The organism is Rickettsia felis URRWXCal2 (assembly GCA_000012145.1).
Lineage (GTDB): Bacteria > Pseudomonadota > Alphaproteobacteria > Rickettsiales > Rickettsiaceae > Rickettsia > Rickettsia felis.
In genome coordinates this window covers 1,142,724-1,159,418 of sequence record CP000053.1, presented here as the reverse complement: position 1 = coordinate 1,159,418, position 16,695 = coordinate 1,142,724, and the positions used below count along the sequence as shown (strand labels likewise).

Below are 16,695 nucleotides of genomic sequence, written 5' to 3'. Positions count from 1 at the left end.
CGGGATCCAGTTAAAATACTAAATTTATTAGTATTTTTTATTGTTTTTCTGGATCCCGTGGCGGGGCCACGGGATGACATCGGTTATTCGCCTATAAATATTTCCCTTCTAAATACCCTATATACACTTCAGGATTTATCTTGTCCTCACCGCTAGCACTTTTTAATAAATCGGCTGAATTTTTTAACGAACCGAGATTTCTAAAATTCTTATTTAGATAATTATTTAGATTACTAAAATCACCCTTTAATATATCATCTTTTATATTAGGATACATCTCTTTTACTTTTTTCATCACCATTGATGCGATAATTGCACCGTTTGTATAGGCGGGAAAGTAACCGAAATTTCCGTGTGACCAGTGAATATCTTGAAGACAGCCATTACTAAAGCTTACCGGTTTAATGCCTAAATATTCTTGCATCTTATTATCCCAAAAGCTTGGTAGCTCATCAAGATTCAAATCACCGGTGATGAGTAGCTCCTCTATCTCAAAACGCAATATTACATGCAATGGATAAGTTACTTCATCTGCATCCACTCTTATAAAATCAGGTTTAACTTTAGTAATCTTTCTATATAATAGTAATCTTTCTATATAAATTTTCTGCTGAATATTCTTCGCTTTTAAAAGCAAATTCGTCTCGAAGTAATTTAGCTAAAAATTCCGTAAATTCTCTTGATCTACCTACTTGCATCTCCATAAATAAAGACTGGCTTTCATGAAAAGCCATACCTTTAGGATGTCCTACCGGCTGTCCTTTATACATTTCCGGTAGATTCTGCTCATATAGAGCATGACCTGTTTCGTGAATAATTCCCATTAAACCTCTTATGAAATTATCTTTATAATACCTAGTAGTTAAACGTATATCGTTTGGTGTTCCACCGCAAAAAGGATGAGTAGATTCGTCTAATCGTCCTTTTGTTAGATCAAACTGCATAATTTCCATAATGCGTTTTCCGATACGCTTTTGCATTTCAGGAGCTAGTTCGGCGTTCTTTACTAGTTCTTTCTCGCTTTTCTGTTTTTCTAAAACTTTATTTATGAGCTGTGGGAGTTCTTTTTTAAGCACTGAAAAAACTTGCTTGATTTCGCTACTTTTTCTGTTTGGATCAAACATATCTATTAATGAGTCGTATAATCCGCAATTAAAAGCATCTGCTCGTACTTTAGCAACTTCTCTCGTATAATCCAAAACTTTTTGTAAATGCGGTTTGAATAAATTATAGTCATTATTTTTTCTTGCTTCTCGCCAAACAAGTTCAGCTTTGGTAGTTGCTGCTACTAGTTTCTTTTGTAGCTGCTCGTCAATACAATTCGCATCTATTATTTGCCTCTCAATCTCTCTAATATTAGCATTTTGCCAATCGTCAAGACTCTTTGATTCTTCTTTTGCCTTGCTAACTAACTCTTTTAGCATAGGAGATTTGAGCAGCGAGTGAACGAGCGACGTTAAAGTTACTATTTCGTTTGTTCTACTCTCACCTGAACCCATAGGCATATTTACGGCAATATCCCAGTATAATATGCCCAATATATTATTAAAATGCGAAATGGTCGCAAATTCGTTTTCTAATTTTGTGTAGTTGTTGTTCATATTTTTTTCCTATTGTCATTCCGTGCCTAGGTCGTCATTGCGAGAAGAATTACGTGGTAATTCGACGAAGCAATCTCAGGAGTTTTATACTATTTCATGAGATTGCCGCGTCGCTTCGCTCCTCGCAATGACGATTATTACAAATGCAACAACTCTTTTGCTGCTTTTAAACTTGCTTCGGTGATTGTTTTACCTGAAATCATGCGGGCGAGTTCCTCCTGTCTCTCAGCTAAATTTAAAGCTTTTACCGTTACTTTTGTTTCTTTCTCTAGCTGTGTTTTCTCTATTTTTATATGCAAATCTGCTTTACCTGCTACTTGCGGCTGGTGCGTAATAACTATTACTTGAGTAACGCTACTAAGTTTTTTTAATCGCTCACCTACTTTATCTGCGACCTCTCCGCCAATCCCAACATCTATTTCATCAAATATAATAGATGGTTTTACCATTTTATCAAACAAAGAAGTTTTTAAAGCAAGCATGAATCTTGATAATTCACCGCCGGAAGCGATTTTATTGATTGCTTCGGTTGCCATTCCGGGGTTAGTAGAAGCTTTAAACACAATATCGTCATTGCCGCTGGCTGTCGGCTCTTTTCCGGCGATTATCTCAATCTCAAAAATTGCTTTCGCCATTTTAAGCTGTTTTAGCTCCTGATGCAACGATTCTTCTAGATGTTTTGCGGCAATAAGACGCTTTACAGATAAATCGCTTGCTAGTTCATAATATTTTTTCTGTAATAGCATTTCTTGAGCTTTTAACTCATTACTATTCGCTATTTTGTTTTTTAATATACCGAGTTGCTCTAAAGATTTATCTAAAAATATACCTAATTCATCAGCAGGAACATTATATTTGCGGCTAATAGCTTTTATTAAAAATAATCGTTCTTCTGTTTCTTCAAGATTATATTCCTCATAATTAAAACTATCTAACAGATTTGATAATCCTTGGCGTGCTTCTTCTAGGTTATTATAGGCTTCTTCTAAGCTTGTAGCAATAGCTTCAAAACGCTCATTATCGCCTTGCCTTGCTAATAATTTCTCTGCTCTATTAATCGATGTATTTATTTCGGGGTTATTAATCTGTTCTAGAACATCTTTTATTAACTGTAAATCCTTATCTTTATTTTGCAAATCTTTTCGTATATTTGCTAATTTTTCTTCTTCACCTATTTGAATATTCAGCTTAGTTAATTCTTCCGTTGCAAAGCTCAAATAATCGATTTCTTGGTCTATAGAATTTTGTTTAAGTGTTATTTCAGCAATTTCTTTCCGAGTATTTTGCCAAGTCTGATAACATTTGGAAAGCTCGGCTCGGAAGTCCAAAAGATTTCCGTAACTATCTAAAATATCACGCTGCGTATTTGCTTCTAGAAGGGAAATATTATTATTTTGTCCATGAAGTTCAAATAAATAAGTAGCTAATTGCTGCATTATAGCTTTATTAACTACTTGATTATTAATAAAAAAATTTTTTCGCCCTTCGGCTTTTTGCAAACATTTTACAAGCAATAACTCTTCAGGCTCAATAAAATTTTGGATTAGAAAGTTTTTTATCTCTTCATTTAAAGAGAATATTATATTAACAACAGCGTAATCTTTTCCACGCTTTATTATATTGTTTGAAGTTTTATAACCAAGGCAAAATAAAATAGCGTCAAGTAAAATAGATTTACCGGCTCCCGTTTCACCGGTAATAACGCATAAACCTTTATTAAACTCAATTTCCAGCTCGTCTATCAGAATGAAGTTCTTAACTAAGAGACTATGAAACATATGCTATTCTTTATTTGTATACTTCAAGTAAATGAAGAGTAGTTATACGAAGATCAACTTCAAAAAGAGCTAGGAGTTCACAAATCGAGGAGCGGAGCGTATAATAATACGTGAGCACCGCAGATTTTGTAGAACGACAACGCCAATTTTTGAAGTTCATCGAGTATAACCTTTGACCAACTTATATGCGTAACTATACCACTGGCTATCAGGATAGTTATAACCTAGCACCGAGGCATATTTTTTTGCTTCATCAGCTAACCCAAGCATCATATAGCTTTCGACTAAACGGTAAAGAGCTTCTACCGAGTGAGAAGTAGTTTGATAATTATCAATTACCTCTTCAAATCTATTAATAGCTGCCATCGGGTTCTTTTTCTTTAAGTAGAACCGACCTACCATCATCTCTTTACCTGCTAAATGATCGTTTACTAAGTCGATTTTTAAAGATGAATCAATAGCATATTTAGTATTTGGGAATTTCCCTATTACGTCTTCAAAGCTATCTTTAGCTAAGAAAGTTCTAGATTGATCATGATTTACGTCAGAAATCAACATATAATATGATAGAGCTTTAAGGTAATAAGCATAAGCAATGTCAACATTTGCAGGGTGCAAGTTGATGAACATATCAAGCACGTCAACCGCTTCTTCATATTGAGCGGCGAGGAATAAAGAATAGCCTTGCATCAATTCGGCTTGTGGGGTCATTTCATTACCCGGATGTTGGTAAAATACTCTTCCGAATTCTTCCGCAGCTTTCTTATATTTTTTCTTTTCTAACAAACTAACACCTTCGTTATAAAGAGTAGGGATAGGAACTACTATATCATCACTGTTTTTTTTGCTTTTACAGCCACTTAAAGATAGGCCTATAATGAAAAGGATGCTTAATAATTTTGTTAATTTCATAGGAACTTAAATTCAGTTAATAACTAAATATACATATAGGCTTAAAGAATTTCAAGGATTCAATTAATAACATAATATAAATTGTTGGTGTTTACAATAAAATCATATAGTAGGCTCCTCTATAAGCGGATTATTTCCTAATAAATTAATATCGCATTGAGTAAGCACATCTTTTATCATATTATCGTTAATTAAATCATCCGTATTAAAGAAGTTATTAACTGTAGCTAATGACAATATTTTTAAAGATAAAACTGGCTGGTTAACTGCTTCAGCATTAATATAAGCATTATAAAACTTATGTTCAAATTTTTCATTTTTACAGTCATGATATTTCTTTACATGAAATAAAGCATTTAAATATTTTTGAAAATTTTTATCTAATATATTATGTGTTGTTAGAGTTTTGTTTCATTCACTTTTTTTAAACTCTAAGAGATGTTTTATTTCTTCTTGATTAGTAGGAATAAAGCTTATCCCTACTTTCTGTAATACACATATGTCCTCTTTTATTTTTTGTAAGGTATGTTCTGCATATAATAAATTTACTAATTCTTTACTAGTATATTTAGATATTGATTTAGAGTATTACCGATAGTAGCTTCATATTGTAAAAATAACTTAACTGCGTCTGTATTTCCGCTATTAATTGCAAGTTCTAAAGGAGTTCTCTCAAACTTATCAAAACTATCTATTATTGCCCCACTTTTTATAAGGCACTCTATAGTTCTTACGCAACCATTCATGGCGGCAAAATGTAACGTAGTTTCGCCATTATTATTTTGTATATTAGGATTAGCTCCTTTCTTAAGCAAGTATTCCACTATATTTTTATATCCTGCTCTTATTGCTAAATGTAGAAGTTTTTGATCATTTATATAGTTAATAACACTAGATTGGTCTTTTTTTATTATTCTTTTCAATTATTTGAATTAAATTTGTAGAATTGGTAAAGTAACATTAGATATTTCAAAATTATTAAAAATCGCTAGCATATAGGTTTTTAATAATAAATCAAGAAAAATCCTAATATTAGATTTTATAAGACTTCTTTGCACTTAAAATGTAATAAAAAAACAATAATATAGGAGCTTAGGTCCTGTGTACTTTTAATAGAATAATCATAATTATGACTCTTTTTAGCTGCAAATTATAAGATTTTTTTGAAATATGAATAACTATTCCTTCAAAAATCTTATTAATTTTCGCTTAAAAATATTTCATAATTATAATCATTAATCAAAAGTACACAGAACCTAGATTTTTTGAAGGTTTTTGATTGACTTTCTATTTTGAGATATTTTTTGCTTTATTTCTCTACCCAATGTCCTTTATCATTTTTATGGTATTTTTTTTCAACGGCCGACCATGCTACTTTATGTGCAACTGTCTCTCTAGAGTCATTTCCGCGTCTCTTATATTGTTCAAATGCGTGATTAAAAGCTTCGCGATAAATATCCTTAGCATGGCTTGGAAGATGATTTTTAACTGAATCGGGTAAATCGTTATTATTTTTATAAGGCATAGAAACCTCCAGTAATTGTGAATTATTTTACGTCATTGCGAGGAAAAACTATAAGTTTTGACGAAGCAATCTAGTAAAAAATTCTATAAATCAGAATTTTTTTAATTATTTTTGCTGGATTGCCACGTCGCTTCGCTCCTCGCAATGACGATTTGGCGTCCACGCGGGAATGACATATGACTATAATATTTTATAACATCGGAGGTTTCATTTCTATAGGAAAGTTAAATAAAATTCATGACCATAGACTTTTCATTTTATTAAAAAAGCTACCGTCATTTTCTTTTTCATTTATGGATTCTTTTTTGAATTCTTCTAGTAGTTCACGTTGTCTTTTAGATAAATTTTTAGGTACTTCGACATGAATATGTGTAAGCATATCACCCCTAATAGTTGACCTCATTTTAGACATACCTTTGCTGCGTAGCCTTAATTGATCACCGTTTTGCGTGCCTGCCGGAATTGTTAAGTTGACTTTCCCACCTTCAATTATCGGCACTTCTATCTCGCCTCCAAGAGCGGCATTCACAAAGCTAATAGGTAGTTTACAATGTAAATTTGCTCCGTCTACCTTATAAATATCATGAGGTTTTATCGCTATATCAACGTATAAATCACCGCTATTACCGCCTCTAATACCTGCTTCACCTTCGCCCGGATGTCTTATTCGAGTTGCATTTTCAACACCGGCAGGAATATTTACTGATAAATTTCGTTGCTTATGGTAACGTCCCATGCCATGACATTTTTTACAAGGATTTTTTATAATTTGTCCGTTACCTTGGCATTTGTGACAAGCCTGTTCGATCGTAAAGAACCCTTGCTGAATTCTAGTCGCTCCAACACCGCCGCAAGCATCGCAAGTAGTTACGGTTTCACCTTTTTCAGAACCAGTGCCGTGGCAAGTATCGCATTTTACTTCGCTAGAAAAACTAATATTTTTTTCTATACCGTGAAATGCTTCCTCTAGGTTAATTGTCAGATCATATTTTAAATCCGAACCTCTAGCCTTGCTTGATGTAGGCTTTCTTCTACCACCTCCCATAAAGTCACTAAAGAAGTCGCCAAAAATATCGTTAATATCAGGATGAAAACCGCCGTGATTTCCTCCTCCCCCTCGTGACTGTTGATATTGAAAAGTATCATGCCCAAAGCGGTCGTAAGCGGCTCTTTTCTGCTCGTCTTTTAGAACATCATAAGCACTGTTTATTTCTTTAAATTTCTTTTCAGCATCTTTAGCGTCAGTAGTGTCAGGGTGATATTGCTTGGCTAATTTGAGGTAGGCTTTTTTAAGATCAGCTTGGCTAGCTGTTTTACTAACGCCTAGTATTTGATAATAATCTTGTGACATAATTTAATTTATAAAATGAGATTGTAACGTCATTGCGAGGAAAATTACATAGTAATTTGACGAAGCAATCTCAGGAGTTTGGCACGAGATTGCCGCGTCGCTTCGCTCCTCGCAATGACGGGGGATGCCCACGCCCAATGACGAAATTACTTCTACTTCTTCTCTACATCCTGAAAATCGGCATCTACTACTTTTTCATCGTTAGCAGTATTTTCTTCAGCAGGCTGGCTTTCGCTTTGTGCTTTATACATTGCTTCACCGATTTTCATACTAGCTGCAGTTAAGCTCTCTGTCTTTTCTTTAATCAAAGCAGCATCTTCCGACTCAAGAGCAGCTTTTAAAGCAGATAGTGCTTCTTCAGCAGCTCCTTTATCTTCTGATGATAATTTATCACCATACTCCGTAAGACTCTTTTCAGTAGAATAAACTAAACTATCGGCAGCATTTTTTGCTTCAATAAGCTCTTTACGCTTTTTATCTTCATCGGCATTCTGTTCAGCATCTTTAACCATTTGTTCGATTTCGGCATCGCTAAGACCGCCGGAAGCCTGAATAGTTACTTTCTGCTCCTTACCGCTTGCTTTATCTTTAGCCGAAACATGCACTATTCCATTAACGTCAATATCAAATGTTACCTCTATTTGTGGAACACCTCTAGGCGACGGAGGTATGCCTTCAAGATTAAACTGACCGAGTAATTTATTACTAGCTGCCATTTCACGTTCACCTTGAAACACTCTAATAGTTACGGCATGCTGATTATCGTCAGCAGTTGAGAATACCTGACTTTTTTTAGTAGGTATAGTAGTATTACGATCGATTAACCTTGTAAATACGCCGCCAAGGGTTTCAATACCAAGAGATAGAGGCGTAACGTCTAATAATAATATATCCGTTACTTCTCTGTTAAGTACTCCGCCTTGAATAGCAGCACCAAGTGCTACAACCTCATCAGGATTTACGCCTTTATGCGGTTCACGCCCAAAGAATTTCTTTACGGCTTCTTGTACTTTCGGCATTCTGGTCATACCGCCGACAAGTACTACTTCCTGAATATCAGAAGCTTTTAAACCTGCATCCTTTAATGCTTTACGGCAAGGCTCAACGGTTTTTTCAATTAAATCATCTACTAATTTTTCGAGTTCTGCTCTAGTGAATTTAATATTTAAATGTTTTGGTCCTGTACTATCAGCCGTAATATAAGGTAAATTAATATCGGTAGTTACTGCGGAAGATAGCTCTTTTTTAGCCTTTTCTGCCGCTTCTTTCAAACGTTGAAGTGCTAAAGGATCATTACGTAAATCTATACCGCTTTCTTTTTTGAATACATCTATTAAATGGTTTAATATTCTTGTATCAAAATCCTCACCACCAAGGAATGTATCGCCGTTTGTTGATTTTACTTCAAAAACACCGTCACCGATTTCAAGAATTGAAACATCGAATGTTCCGCCGCCAAGATCGTATACTGCAATAGTTTTACTTGCCGATTTATCAAAACCGTAAGCAAGAGCTGCAGCAGTCGGCTCGTTAATTATTCTAAGGACCTCAAGACCTGCTATTTTACCAGCATCTTTTGTTGCTTGACGTTGTGCATCATTGAAATAAGCAGGCACGGTTATTACTGCTTGTGTTACTTTTTCGCCTAAATAATTCTCTGCGGTTTCTTTCATTTTTTGTAAAATAAAAGCACTAATTTGGCTTGGTGAATATTTATTGTTATCAGCTTCGACCCATGCATCATTGTTGTCGGCTTTAACTATGCTATACGGTACGATATCTTGGTCTTTCTTAACCATAGGATCGGTGAAATTTCTACCGATTAATCGCTTTACTGCATATATAGTATTGCGAGGGTTGGTTACTGCTTGTCTCTTAGCAGACTGCCCGACTAATTTTTCGCCGTTTGCAAAAGCTATTATTGACGGCGTAGTTCTCTCGCCTTCTGAATTTTCTATTACTTTTGGCTCTTTACCTTCCATGACCGCAACACAAGAGTTAGTAGTCCCAAGGTCGATACCTATTACTTTTCCCATAAGATTCCTCGTTTTCTTTTTTTTATTTTATTATGACTTTTTATTTGATATAGTGCGGCTTAAATGATTTTACAAGAGGTGAAAATGAAAAAACTACCGATTTTACTAAAACTTTTATTTATTATTAATTTAGTTTTCCTAAATAATATAGTTTTAGCATCTTCTGAAGCAAGCAGTGCTATATTTGAAAAAGCGAAGAAAGCAATCGTAACAATTGATACTAGAATTGCCGTATCGGCATATGATGATACAAGTAGTTGGACAGGAACGGGATTTATTAACGATAAGAATAACGGTTATATAATTACTAATACTCATGTTGTCGGTGGTGCGTCTATCGGAACTTATTTTGTTACTTTTTATAATGGCGAGCAGGCAGAAGCAAAGCTTATCTATTACGATATTTGGCAGGATTATGCCGTTTTAAAAGTAGAGAGCAAAGATATACCGGCATCGGCAACACAAATAGCTTTCTCAAATGAGATTCCAAAGTTAAATCAAAAGGTTTTCGTAGTCGGTAACACGGAAGCAAAAGGTTTTTCTTTCCATACCGGTTATTTGTCCGATCTTTATAATATTGAAGGTTTAATGCCGCAATGTACTTATGTTATTAATTTAAATAGTACCGGCGGTGCTAGCGGTTCACCGGTACTAAATGATAAGATTGAGGCTATAGGAGTATTATACGGCGGCGGTAAAACTCATTCTCTAGCACTGCACGGTGATTATGTAGCTCGCACCTTAGAAAGTTTAAAGAGTAATAAACAACCAAGCAGAAAGCATATAGGAATAATAAGCGAGTTATATTCTTTAAATAAAGCAGTTAGACATCATAATTTCCCTAAAGAAGAAATGGATAAATATATAAATAAATTTCCTGATAGTAGAAATAGAGTGATAAGCGTTAAGGCAGTTCTAGCCGGTTCGCCTGCTGAAAAATCTTTAAAAGCCGGTGATATTATTTGGGCAGTTAATGATAAGGAACTCGGCGGTAATCTAGCATTATTTGATAGAGAAATGGATAATTTTAAAGGAATAGCTATTAAACTTACTATATTTCGTGACGGAAAAAAGCTAGAACAAGCAGTAGATTTATATGATGTAAACAATAATAAAATCGCTAAAATGATAAATTTCGGCGGTGCGGTATTTTTTGAAGCCGATGATTATTTTAGTAATAAATCGGGTGTCCCGCTTAAAGCTCTAAGTATAGCCTCCGTTCAATCTGGTAGTAGCTTTAGCTCTATACCGACATTTTTTACTAAAGATTATAAAAATGTTTATAGATTACAAATTTTTGAGATGAAAGATTTGGTCTTAAGTAATCTTGAAGATTTGGTGAAATTCTTACCCGCTATTACTAAAGAGAAATTTATAACGGTTAGATTTAAAAATTATCAACCTTACTATGCTAATTTTGGCTATAACGAACTCATCTCGTCACATGATGATATGATTGCCGATGTAACCTTGGATTCTATAGATACCAAGCCTTATATATTAAAGTATAATACTGTTTCTCATGATTGGGATATGGAAAATATAAAACTTCAGTAACTAATCGATTGTGATAAATTAACAATTCTTAATCAATTAAGTCGCAATCAATTCAACTCGTTTTGTTGCGTTATTACTCCTAAATTTATAATCTTAATTTTAGGAGAATTGCAAATTAGCTCAGTGTTGTTCACTATACTATAATATTCCTACGTGGATACTAAAGTCGTCATTGCGAGCAGCCATAGGCTGCGTGGCAATCTCGTCAAATATCCTGAGATTGCTTCGTCAATTATTTCATAATTTCCTCGCAATGACGGAAAAAACTAATTAGCAATTCCTCCTAAAATAATTAATAATTTATAAATTTAGGAGAATTAATGACTAAGAAAAATACCATATATTATGAAAAATTATGCAGTTTAGGAGAATTAATGGATAGGCAATATAACCTTTATGATGAAGGATTATGTAATGCTGAAAATACGTTAAATTATTTTAAGTATCTACGTGAAAACAATAAATTAGAAATTTGTGGACAGTATTTATTAGATATAACAAGATACCACTTATATGCTCACCGATCAAAGTTATATGATATTCTGAATTTAGCAGTTAAGGATAAAAAAGATACTTTAATTGATTGCATGATAGAATTAGCACCTAATTTAGGAAAGTATATATCTCCTAAAGGTGCAATAATAAAGCCTTCCTTTTACTCAGAAGAAGATACACAATATTCAAATCTTTTGGGACATTCCCCAGAGGAGTAGATGGTATTCCTAATCAAAAATATAGATATTTAATGCGAATAGCGGATTATGTAATAATTTGCTATTTGCATCATTGATAAATTTAGGAGAATTAATGAGAAAACAACAAATACCTACTTTATCTACATCGGCTTTAGATAAATCTCCGGGGCCAGGTTCGCCCGATTCAGATATAGAAATGAAATCCACATCAGTAAAGAGCGATATAGATGAGTTGGCAAAATTACTTAAAGATAAAACAAAAGACGGTATAGCAATTTTTAATAGTGCATTAAAGGTATGTATTGAAAATAATCCCAATGCTTTATTACACGAAGCAGCGGAACATGGTAAAAAAAAGTTGGTAGTAGAGATCTTAAAAGTAAATCGGGATTCTATAAATTCTACAACTCCTCAGGGTTTATCAGTCTTACATTCGGCAGTTGCAGGGGTTAATAATAAAAAAGAAATTATTGAAATTTTATTAAATGAAGAACCTATTTTAGTAACAAAAAAAGATGCTTTAGGTCTTACTCCATCATGTTATAATACTAGTACGGAAATACTAAAAATATTACAAGAGTATGAACGGAATGTTATAGATCAAGCACTTATAAAACCGGCAAAATATGTCCCTATAACCCCTCCAAAATGTCTTCCTATAGAAGTGGTACAGTCTAATTTGGAAAAAGCTTTTGAAGAATATATGGGGTATAAATTAGTTGGACAAACTAATCCTACAAATAGTGATGAGTTTTAAAAAGCTTAAATGTAAACGTCTTAACTTAAAGCGAGCATCTTCCTTGTAAATTTAACATAGAGTATTAGATTTGCAAGGAAGATGTAGAGAGTTCTTTAATAAAAAACGATAAGTATGTAAAACTTACCTATAAAGTATTTTAAGCTTAAAAATTATAACTCAGTGACAGGTATTTCTTTTCCTAACTCTTCAACTTGATAATACGCTGTTTTGTATGAATCATAGCCATAAACAGGGGTTATTATCCCATCTTCGCTAGCTATATATGTTGTTTTTTGTAACGTATGCTCTTCAACACGCATTAATTTTCCTTGCAGTGTTTCATCATTTCTAACTAAATTCATTTTAGAAGGTATAGAATCCTCTAAGCTCGCTGAACTCGAGTTTGTTTCTTGAAAGGTTGATTTTGAAGGAAAATAAGATTTATATATATCTTTTACTGCGGTGGTTACGTTTTGATATAGCTTTAAGCATGTCTTATTTAATTTTTGTATAAAGCTTTCCAATTTCATAATTAATACCTTAAAATTATTTTGAAACGACAATATATAAGACTTATTTATAAATGTCATCATAAATTAATATATAATTACCATAAGTATTAATAAATGCTAATTATTATAATTTTCTTTCACAAAATCGAAATAAACTGTTATTAATATAAAAAACCAATCTTAATCTAGTATATGCGTTCTTTATTTGTAGTAATTATATTCTTTCTAATGAGTAGTTGTAATTTAAAACCGGTATATAGTGAAAAATACGGTAGAAATAATGATTTAGAAGCTATTAAAGTTGAGCCGATTAGAACAATTGAAGGAGCTGAGTTTTATCATCGTTTAACTAGTATTTTACCTCAGAAAGCAAAAGCAAAATACCTGCTTAAAGCAGAGCTTATCGCAACAACTATGCCTGCTACTATTGAAAAAAACTCTAATGTTTTAAGGGAATATATTAATCAATTAGTTAAGTATAAATTAATTGATATAGAAAGCCAAAAAGTTTTAATTGAAGAGAAGTTTTACCAAAACACGTCATATAATGCTATTTTTACACCATATGCAACAAATGTTGAAAGAGATGAAACAGGAATAGACTTGGCATATCAAGCAGCAGAAGAAATTCGTAGCAGATTAATTTTATATTTTACACGGAAATAGTTAAGCTATGAAATTTTATTTTTCACAAATAGGTAGATTATTTGAACTAATAAAAGCCGGAAAGATTAGAGCTCTTTTACTATACGGTCCTGATAAAGGCTATATAGAAAAAATTTATAAGCATTTAGTAAAAAGCTTAAATATGCTACAAACTTCTATAGAATACTCAGAGCTTAATATTTCATCTTTAGAAATATTACTTAATTCGCCTAATTTTTTTGGTCAAAAAGAATTAATTAAAATTAGATCGGTTGGGAATTCAATTGATAAGAATTTAAAAACAATTCTAAGCAGTGATTATATAAATTTTCCTGTATTTATAGGTGAGGAAATTACTTCAAGCGGGAGCTTTAAAAAGTTTTTTGAAACAGAAGAATATTTAGCGGCAGTTGCTTGTTATCATGACGATGAAGCAAAAATTGAACGAATTATTTTAGGTAAAGTAGAAAAAACTAATAAAATTATAAGTAAAGAGGCTATCACTTATTTAAAAGCTCATTTAAAAGGTGATCATGATTTAATTTGTAGCGAAATAAATAAATTGATATATTTTATTCATGATCGAAGAGAAATTACTTTAAACGATGTTCTAAAAGTTATAAGTAGCGAAATTACGGCAAACGGCAGTGATTTAGCAATGTATTTTTCAAAAAAAGATTATAGTAATTTTCTGCAAGAGCTGGAAATATTAAAAAAACAAAATATCAATGAAGTTTTAATTATTAGAGCATTAATAAGGCATTATTTAAATTTATATATAGTTTTGTCGAAAATAAAAAACGGTGAGAGTTTGGAACTCGCAATAAAATCATTATCACCACCGATTTTCTATCAATATATTAATGATTTTACAAAGATAGCAAACAGTCTTAGCCTAACTGAATGTTTACAGACTTTAAAACTGTTACAGCAAGCGGAGGTAGATTATAAATTAAATCCTGCTGGTTTCGATTTATTACAAAGTATACTTTAAAGTAAATGAAGAGTAGACGAAGTTTAATTTGGAAAAGAGCAAGGAGACTATAAGGCGAGGAGCGGAGCGTATAATAATACGTGAGCACCGCAGTTCTTATAAGACGACGCAGCCAATTTTTCAAATTAAACGAGTATACATTATGCCAAGACCTGATTTTTCTGACCCTGACAAACAAATTCACGAAATAATTAGAGTTAATCATGCTGGAGAGTATGGAGCAAAAAGAATTTATCAAGGGCAGCTAAAATATATCAAATCTCATAATGATCATATATTAATTAAAGAAATGCTTGATCACGAAGAGGTCCATCTAAATTATTTTGAAAAAAAATTACTAGAAAAAGAAGTAAGACCCACGTTTTTATTATTTTTTTGGCATCATTACGGATTTTTACTTGGTGCTTTATCTTCCTTGATGGGAATAAAAACAGCGATGCTTGTTACCGAGAGTGTAGAAGAAGTAATAGAAAAACATTATGAACAGCAAATAAATTATTTAGAAAATAAAAATATTGAGCCGGAATTATTAAATAATATTATTAAATTTCGACTTGATGAAATTGAACATAAAAATATTGCTATAATGAATGATAGTACTGAGGCAGTATTTGCAGAAATAACTAGTAAAATAGTGAAGATAATTTGTCGTATCTCTATAATTTTAAGTAAGAAAATTTAGAGTTAACAGCTTAGTTAGTTGAAAAATCTAGAAATATTTTATTTCTAAGATATTAAGAAGATAATAAAAAAACATTAATAATATTATTAAAAACGGTGATGAAAAGAAAAAATTTTTTCTAGTTTTTTCTTTATTTTTTGCATTTGTATTTTTTAGAATTAATAAATCTTTATTTTTATTAAACATAAGCTAATACTACTCGCAATTCCTTTATTTAATTTATGCCTAAACCTAATCTAGAATTAATAAATAAAGGTGCCAGGGGTTAAGCTCCGTTGCTGTAAGACAACAACCTCCATTATACTTCATGATTTTACTCACTTATAATAATAGACCCCTGGCATAACTTAATATTAAGTTTTGACAGATTGGTCTTGCAACAATGGAGCTTAAACATTATTAGCGGTCTATAATATTAGTTGAATAATATAAAGAGTCAAAAGATTTTAGTTGTCATTAATAATAAATAATGTAATTCTGAGTTACGAGGTATATTTTCTATATAATCTGCTTCTAGAATTTGCTTTTACATCAATAATAATTTATATTTATTTATATACTAAGATAGAACTTGAAAAATTGACTATCTCGTCTTTGTAAGACCTTGGACGCTCACATATTGCTATACGTTCTGCTCCTCGACCTACAGACTCCTTGCTCTTTTCCAAGTTGATCTTCGTATATCTATTCGTAAGTATAATTAGAAAATGATAAAATAAAATATGAATCCAAATTCACATCCTATTACTAAATCGCACTTATTCCATATAGTAGACCCAAGCCCTTGGCCTGTCCTAACATCTTTTGCTTTACTTCTTTTAGTTATAGGCGGTGTCTCGTTCATGCATGGCTACAAATTTAATATATATATTTTATCTGCAGGAGTTATTTCAGTAGGTTACTGTTTATATTCTTGGTGGAGAGATGTAGTGAAAGAAGGAATAGTCGAACATCAGCATACTAGTCCTGTTAGAAAAGGTTTACAAATAGGTATGGCGTTATTTATTTTAACGGAAATAGTATTTTTTGGTGTATTTTTTGCTTCTTTTTTTAAATCAAGTCTATCACCCGTAGGTCTTTTAGACGGTGTATGGGTTGTAAAGCAGGGAATTTGGCCTCCACCTACAATTAAAACTTTTGATCCATTTGATATTCCTTTTATCAATACTTTAATACTACTCTTATCGGGTACTACCGTTACTTGGGCTCACTATGCTTTAGAAGAAAAAAATCAAAAAGATTGCGTAACTGCACTTGCTCTTACCATATTGCTTGGGATATTTTTTACAACTATGCAAGCATATGAATATTATCATGCGGCGTTTAAATTCACGGATGGTATATATGCTTCTAATTTTTATTTAGCCACGGGTTTTCATGGAGCTCATGTAATTATAGGTACTATATTTCTAATAGTTTGCTACTTTAGAGCAAAAAGAGGAGATTTTACTACAGAAGGTAATGGACATTTAGGGTTTGAATTTGCTGCATGGTACTGGCATTTTGTGGACGTGGTTTGGTTATTTTTATTTACGTTTGTTTATATATTTGGAAGCTAAATTATACTATATGTGATTATAATGTTACTTAAAATAAGTGTTTTTAAAATATTTTTGCATATTAATTAAAATTGCATATATTTAGGAGTTGATTTATATATAAATAAAT

16 protein-coding genes and 1 pseudogene are annotated in these 16,695 nt (G+C 32.3%); 7 read left to right on the top strand and 10 right to left on the bottom strand.

Annotated elements, in window-relative coordinates; all coding sequences use genetic code 11:
- Positions 1-91 precede the first annotated feature (91 nt).
- The 8 genes and pseudogenes from RF_RS05810 to dnaK form a co-directional block, all read right to left on the bottom strand.
- Positions 92-1,601, bottom strand: a pseudogene (locus RF_RS05810) (carboxypeptidase M32).
- A 137-nt stretch (positions 1,602-1,738) separates the two neighbouring features.
- Positions 1,739-3,379, bottom strand: a complete 1,641-nt coding sequence (gene recN, locus RF_RS05805; RefSeq protein WP_011271400.1) for a DNA repair protein RecN — start codon at positions 3,377-3,379, stop codon at positions 1,739-1,741.
- Between the two features lie 156 nt (positions 3,380-3,535).
- Complete coding sequence (locus RF_RS05800) at positions 3,536-4,291, bottom strand: outer membrane protein assembly factor BamD (RefSeq protein ID WP_011271399.1); 756 nt, start codon at positions 4,289-4,291, stop codon at positions 3,536-3,538.
- 102 nt (positions 4,292-4,393) lie between these two features.
- Entirely contained in the window at positions 4,394-4,528 is a 135-nt protein-coding gene (locus RF_RS11595; protein ID WP_268747337.1) for a hypothetical protein, read from the bottom strand.
- Between the two features lie 311 nt (positions 4,529-4,839).
- Positions 4,840-5,214 (bottom strand): ankyrin repeat domain-containing protein, encoded by a 375-nt coding sequence (locus tag RF_RS08185; RefSeq protein ID WP_011271398.1) that lies wholly within the window; start codon positions 5,212-5,214, stop codon positions 4,840-4,842.
- Between the two features lie 386 nt (positions 5,215-5,600).
- Positions 5,601-5,816, bottom strand: a complete 216-nt coding sequence (locus RF_RS05790) for a ChaB family protein (protein ID WP_011271397.1) — start codon at positions 5,814-5,816, stop codon at positions 5,601-5,603.
- Positions 5,817-6,051: 235 nt separating this feature from the next.
- Complete coding sequence (gene dnaJ / locus RF_RS05785; protein ID WP_011271396.1) at positions 6,052-7,167, bottom strand: molecular chaperone DnaJ; 1,116 nt, start codon at positions 7,165-7,167, stop codon at positions 6,052-6,054.
- Positions 7,168-7,319: 152 nt separating this feature from the next.
- Entirely contained in the window at positions 7,320-9,203 is a 1,884-nt protein-coding gene (gene dnaK / locus RF_RS05780) for a molecular chaperone DnaK (protein WP_011271395.1), read from the bottom strand.
- Positions 9,204-9,266: 63 nt separating this feature from the next.
- Between dnaK and RF_RS05775 the strand changes: the two genes are divergently transcribed.
- The 3 genes from RF_RS05775 (at position 9,267) to RF_RS05765 (ending at position 12,212) form a co-directional block, all read left to right on the top strand.
- Entirely contained in the window at positions 9,267-10,760 is a 1,494-nt protein-coding gene (locus RF_RS05775) for a S1C family serine protease (RefSeq protein ID WP_011271394.1), read from the top strand.
- A gap of 320 nt (positions 10,761-11,080) precedes the next feature.
- Entirely contained in the window at positions 11,081-11,473 is a 393-nt protein-coding gene (locus RF_RS05770; RefSeq protein ID WP_011271393.1) for a hypothetical protein, read from the top strand.
- 94 nt (positions 11,474-11,567) lie between these two features.
- On the top strand, positions 11,568-12,212 hold the full coding sequence (locus tag RF_RS05765; RefSeq protein ID WP_011271392.1) for an ankyrin repeat domain-containing protein: 645 nt from the start codon (positions 11,568-11,570) through the stop codon (positions 12,210-12,212).
- Positions 12,213-12,364: 152 nt separating this feature from the next.
- Here RF_RS05765 and RF_RS05760 read toward each other — a convergent pair whose 3' ends face one another.
- A complete protein-coding gene (locus RF_RS05760; RefSeq protein ID WP_039595162.1) occupies positions 12,365-12,724 on the bottom strand; it encodes a hypothetical protein in 360 nt (119 codons plus the stop codon).
- A 174-nt stretch (positions 12,725-12,898) separates the two neighbouring features.
- On the opposite strand from RF_RS05760, the gene RF_RS05755 reads away from it, so the two are divergent.
- From RF_RS05755 to RF_RS05745, 3 genes are all read left to right on the top strand, one after another.
- A complete protein-coding gene (locus tag RF_RS05755; protein WP_011271390.1) occupies positions 12,899-13,372 on the top strand; it encodes a hypothetical protein in 474 nt (157 codons plus the stop codon).
- A gap of 7 nt (positions 13,373-13,379) precedes the next feature.
- Positions 13,380-14,345 carry a DNA polymerase III subunit delta gene (holA, locus tag RF_RS05750; RefSeq protein WP_011271389.1) on the top strand — a complete coding sequence of 322 codons (966 nt, stop codon included), beginning with the start codon at positions 13,380-13,382 and terminating at the stop codon, positions 14,343-14,345.
- A 142-nt stretch (positions 14,346-14,487) separates the two neighbouring features.
- Positions 14,488-15,027, top strand: coding sequence for a demethoxyubiquinone hydroxylase family protein (locus tag RF_RS05745; protein ID WP_039595161.1), 540 nt, complete (start codon positions 14,488-14,490; stop codon positions 15,025-15,027).
- A gap of 27 nt (positions 15,028-15,054) precedes the next feature.
- Here the strand turns inward: RF_RS05745 and RF_RS10660 are convergent, their stop codons facing one another.
- Positions 15,055-15,213: a hypothetical protein gene (locus RF_RS10660; RefSeq protein WP_187145851.1), complete on the bottom strand. Its 159-nt coding sequence runs from the start codon at positions 15,211-15,213 to the stop codon at positions 15,055-15,057.
- 536 nt (positions 15,214-15,749) lie between these two features.
- Here RF_RS10660 and RF_RS05740 point away from each other — a divergent pair.
- Entirely contained in the window at positions 15,750-16,586 is an 837-nt protein-coding gene (locus RF_RS05740) for a cytochrome c oxidase subunit 3 (RefSeq protein WP_011271387.1), read from the top strand.
- Positions 16,587-16,695: the final 109 nt, after the last annotated feature.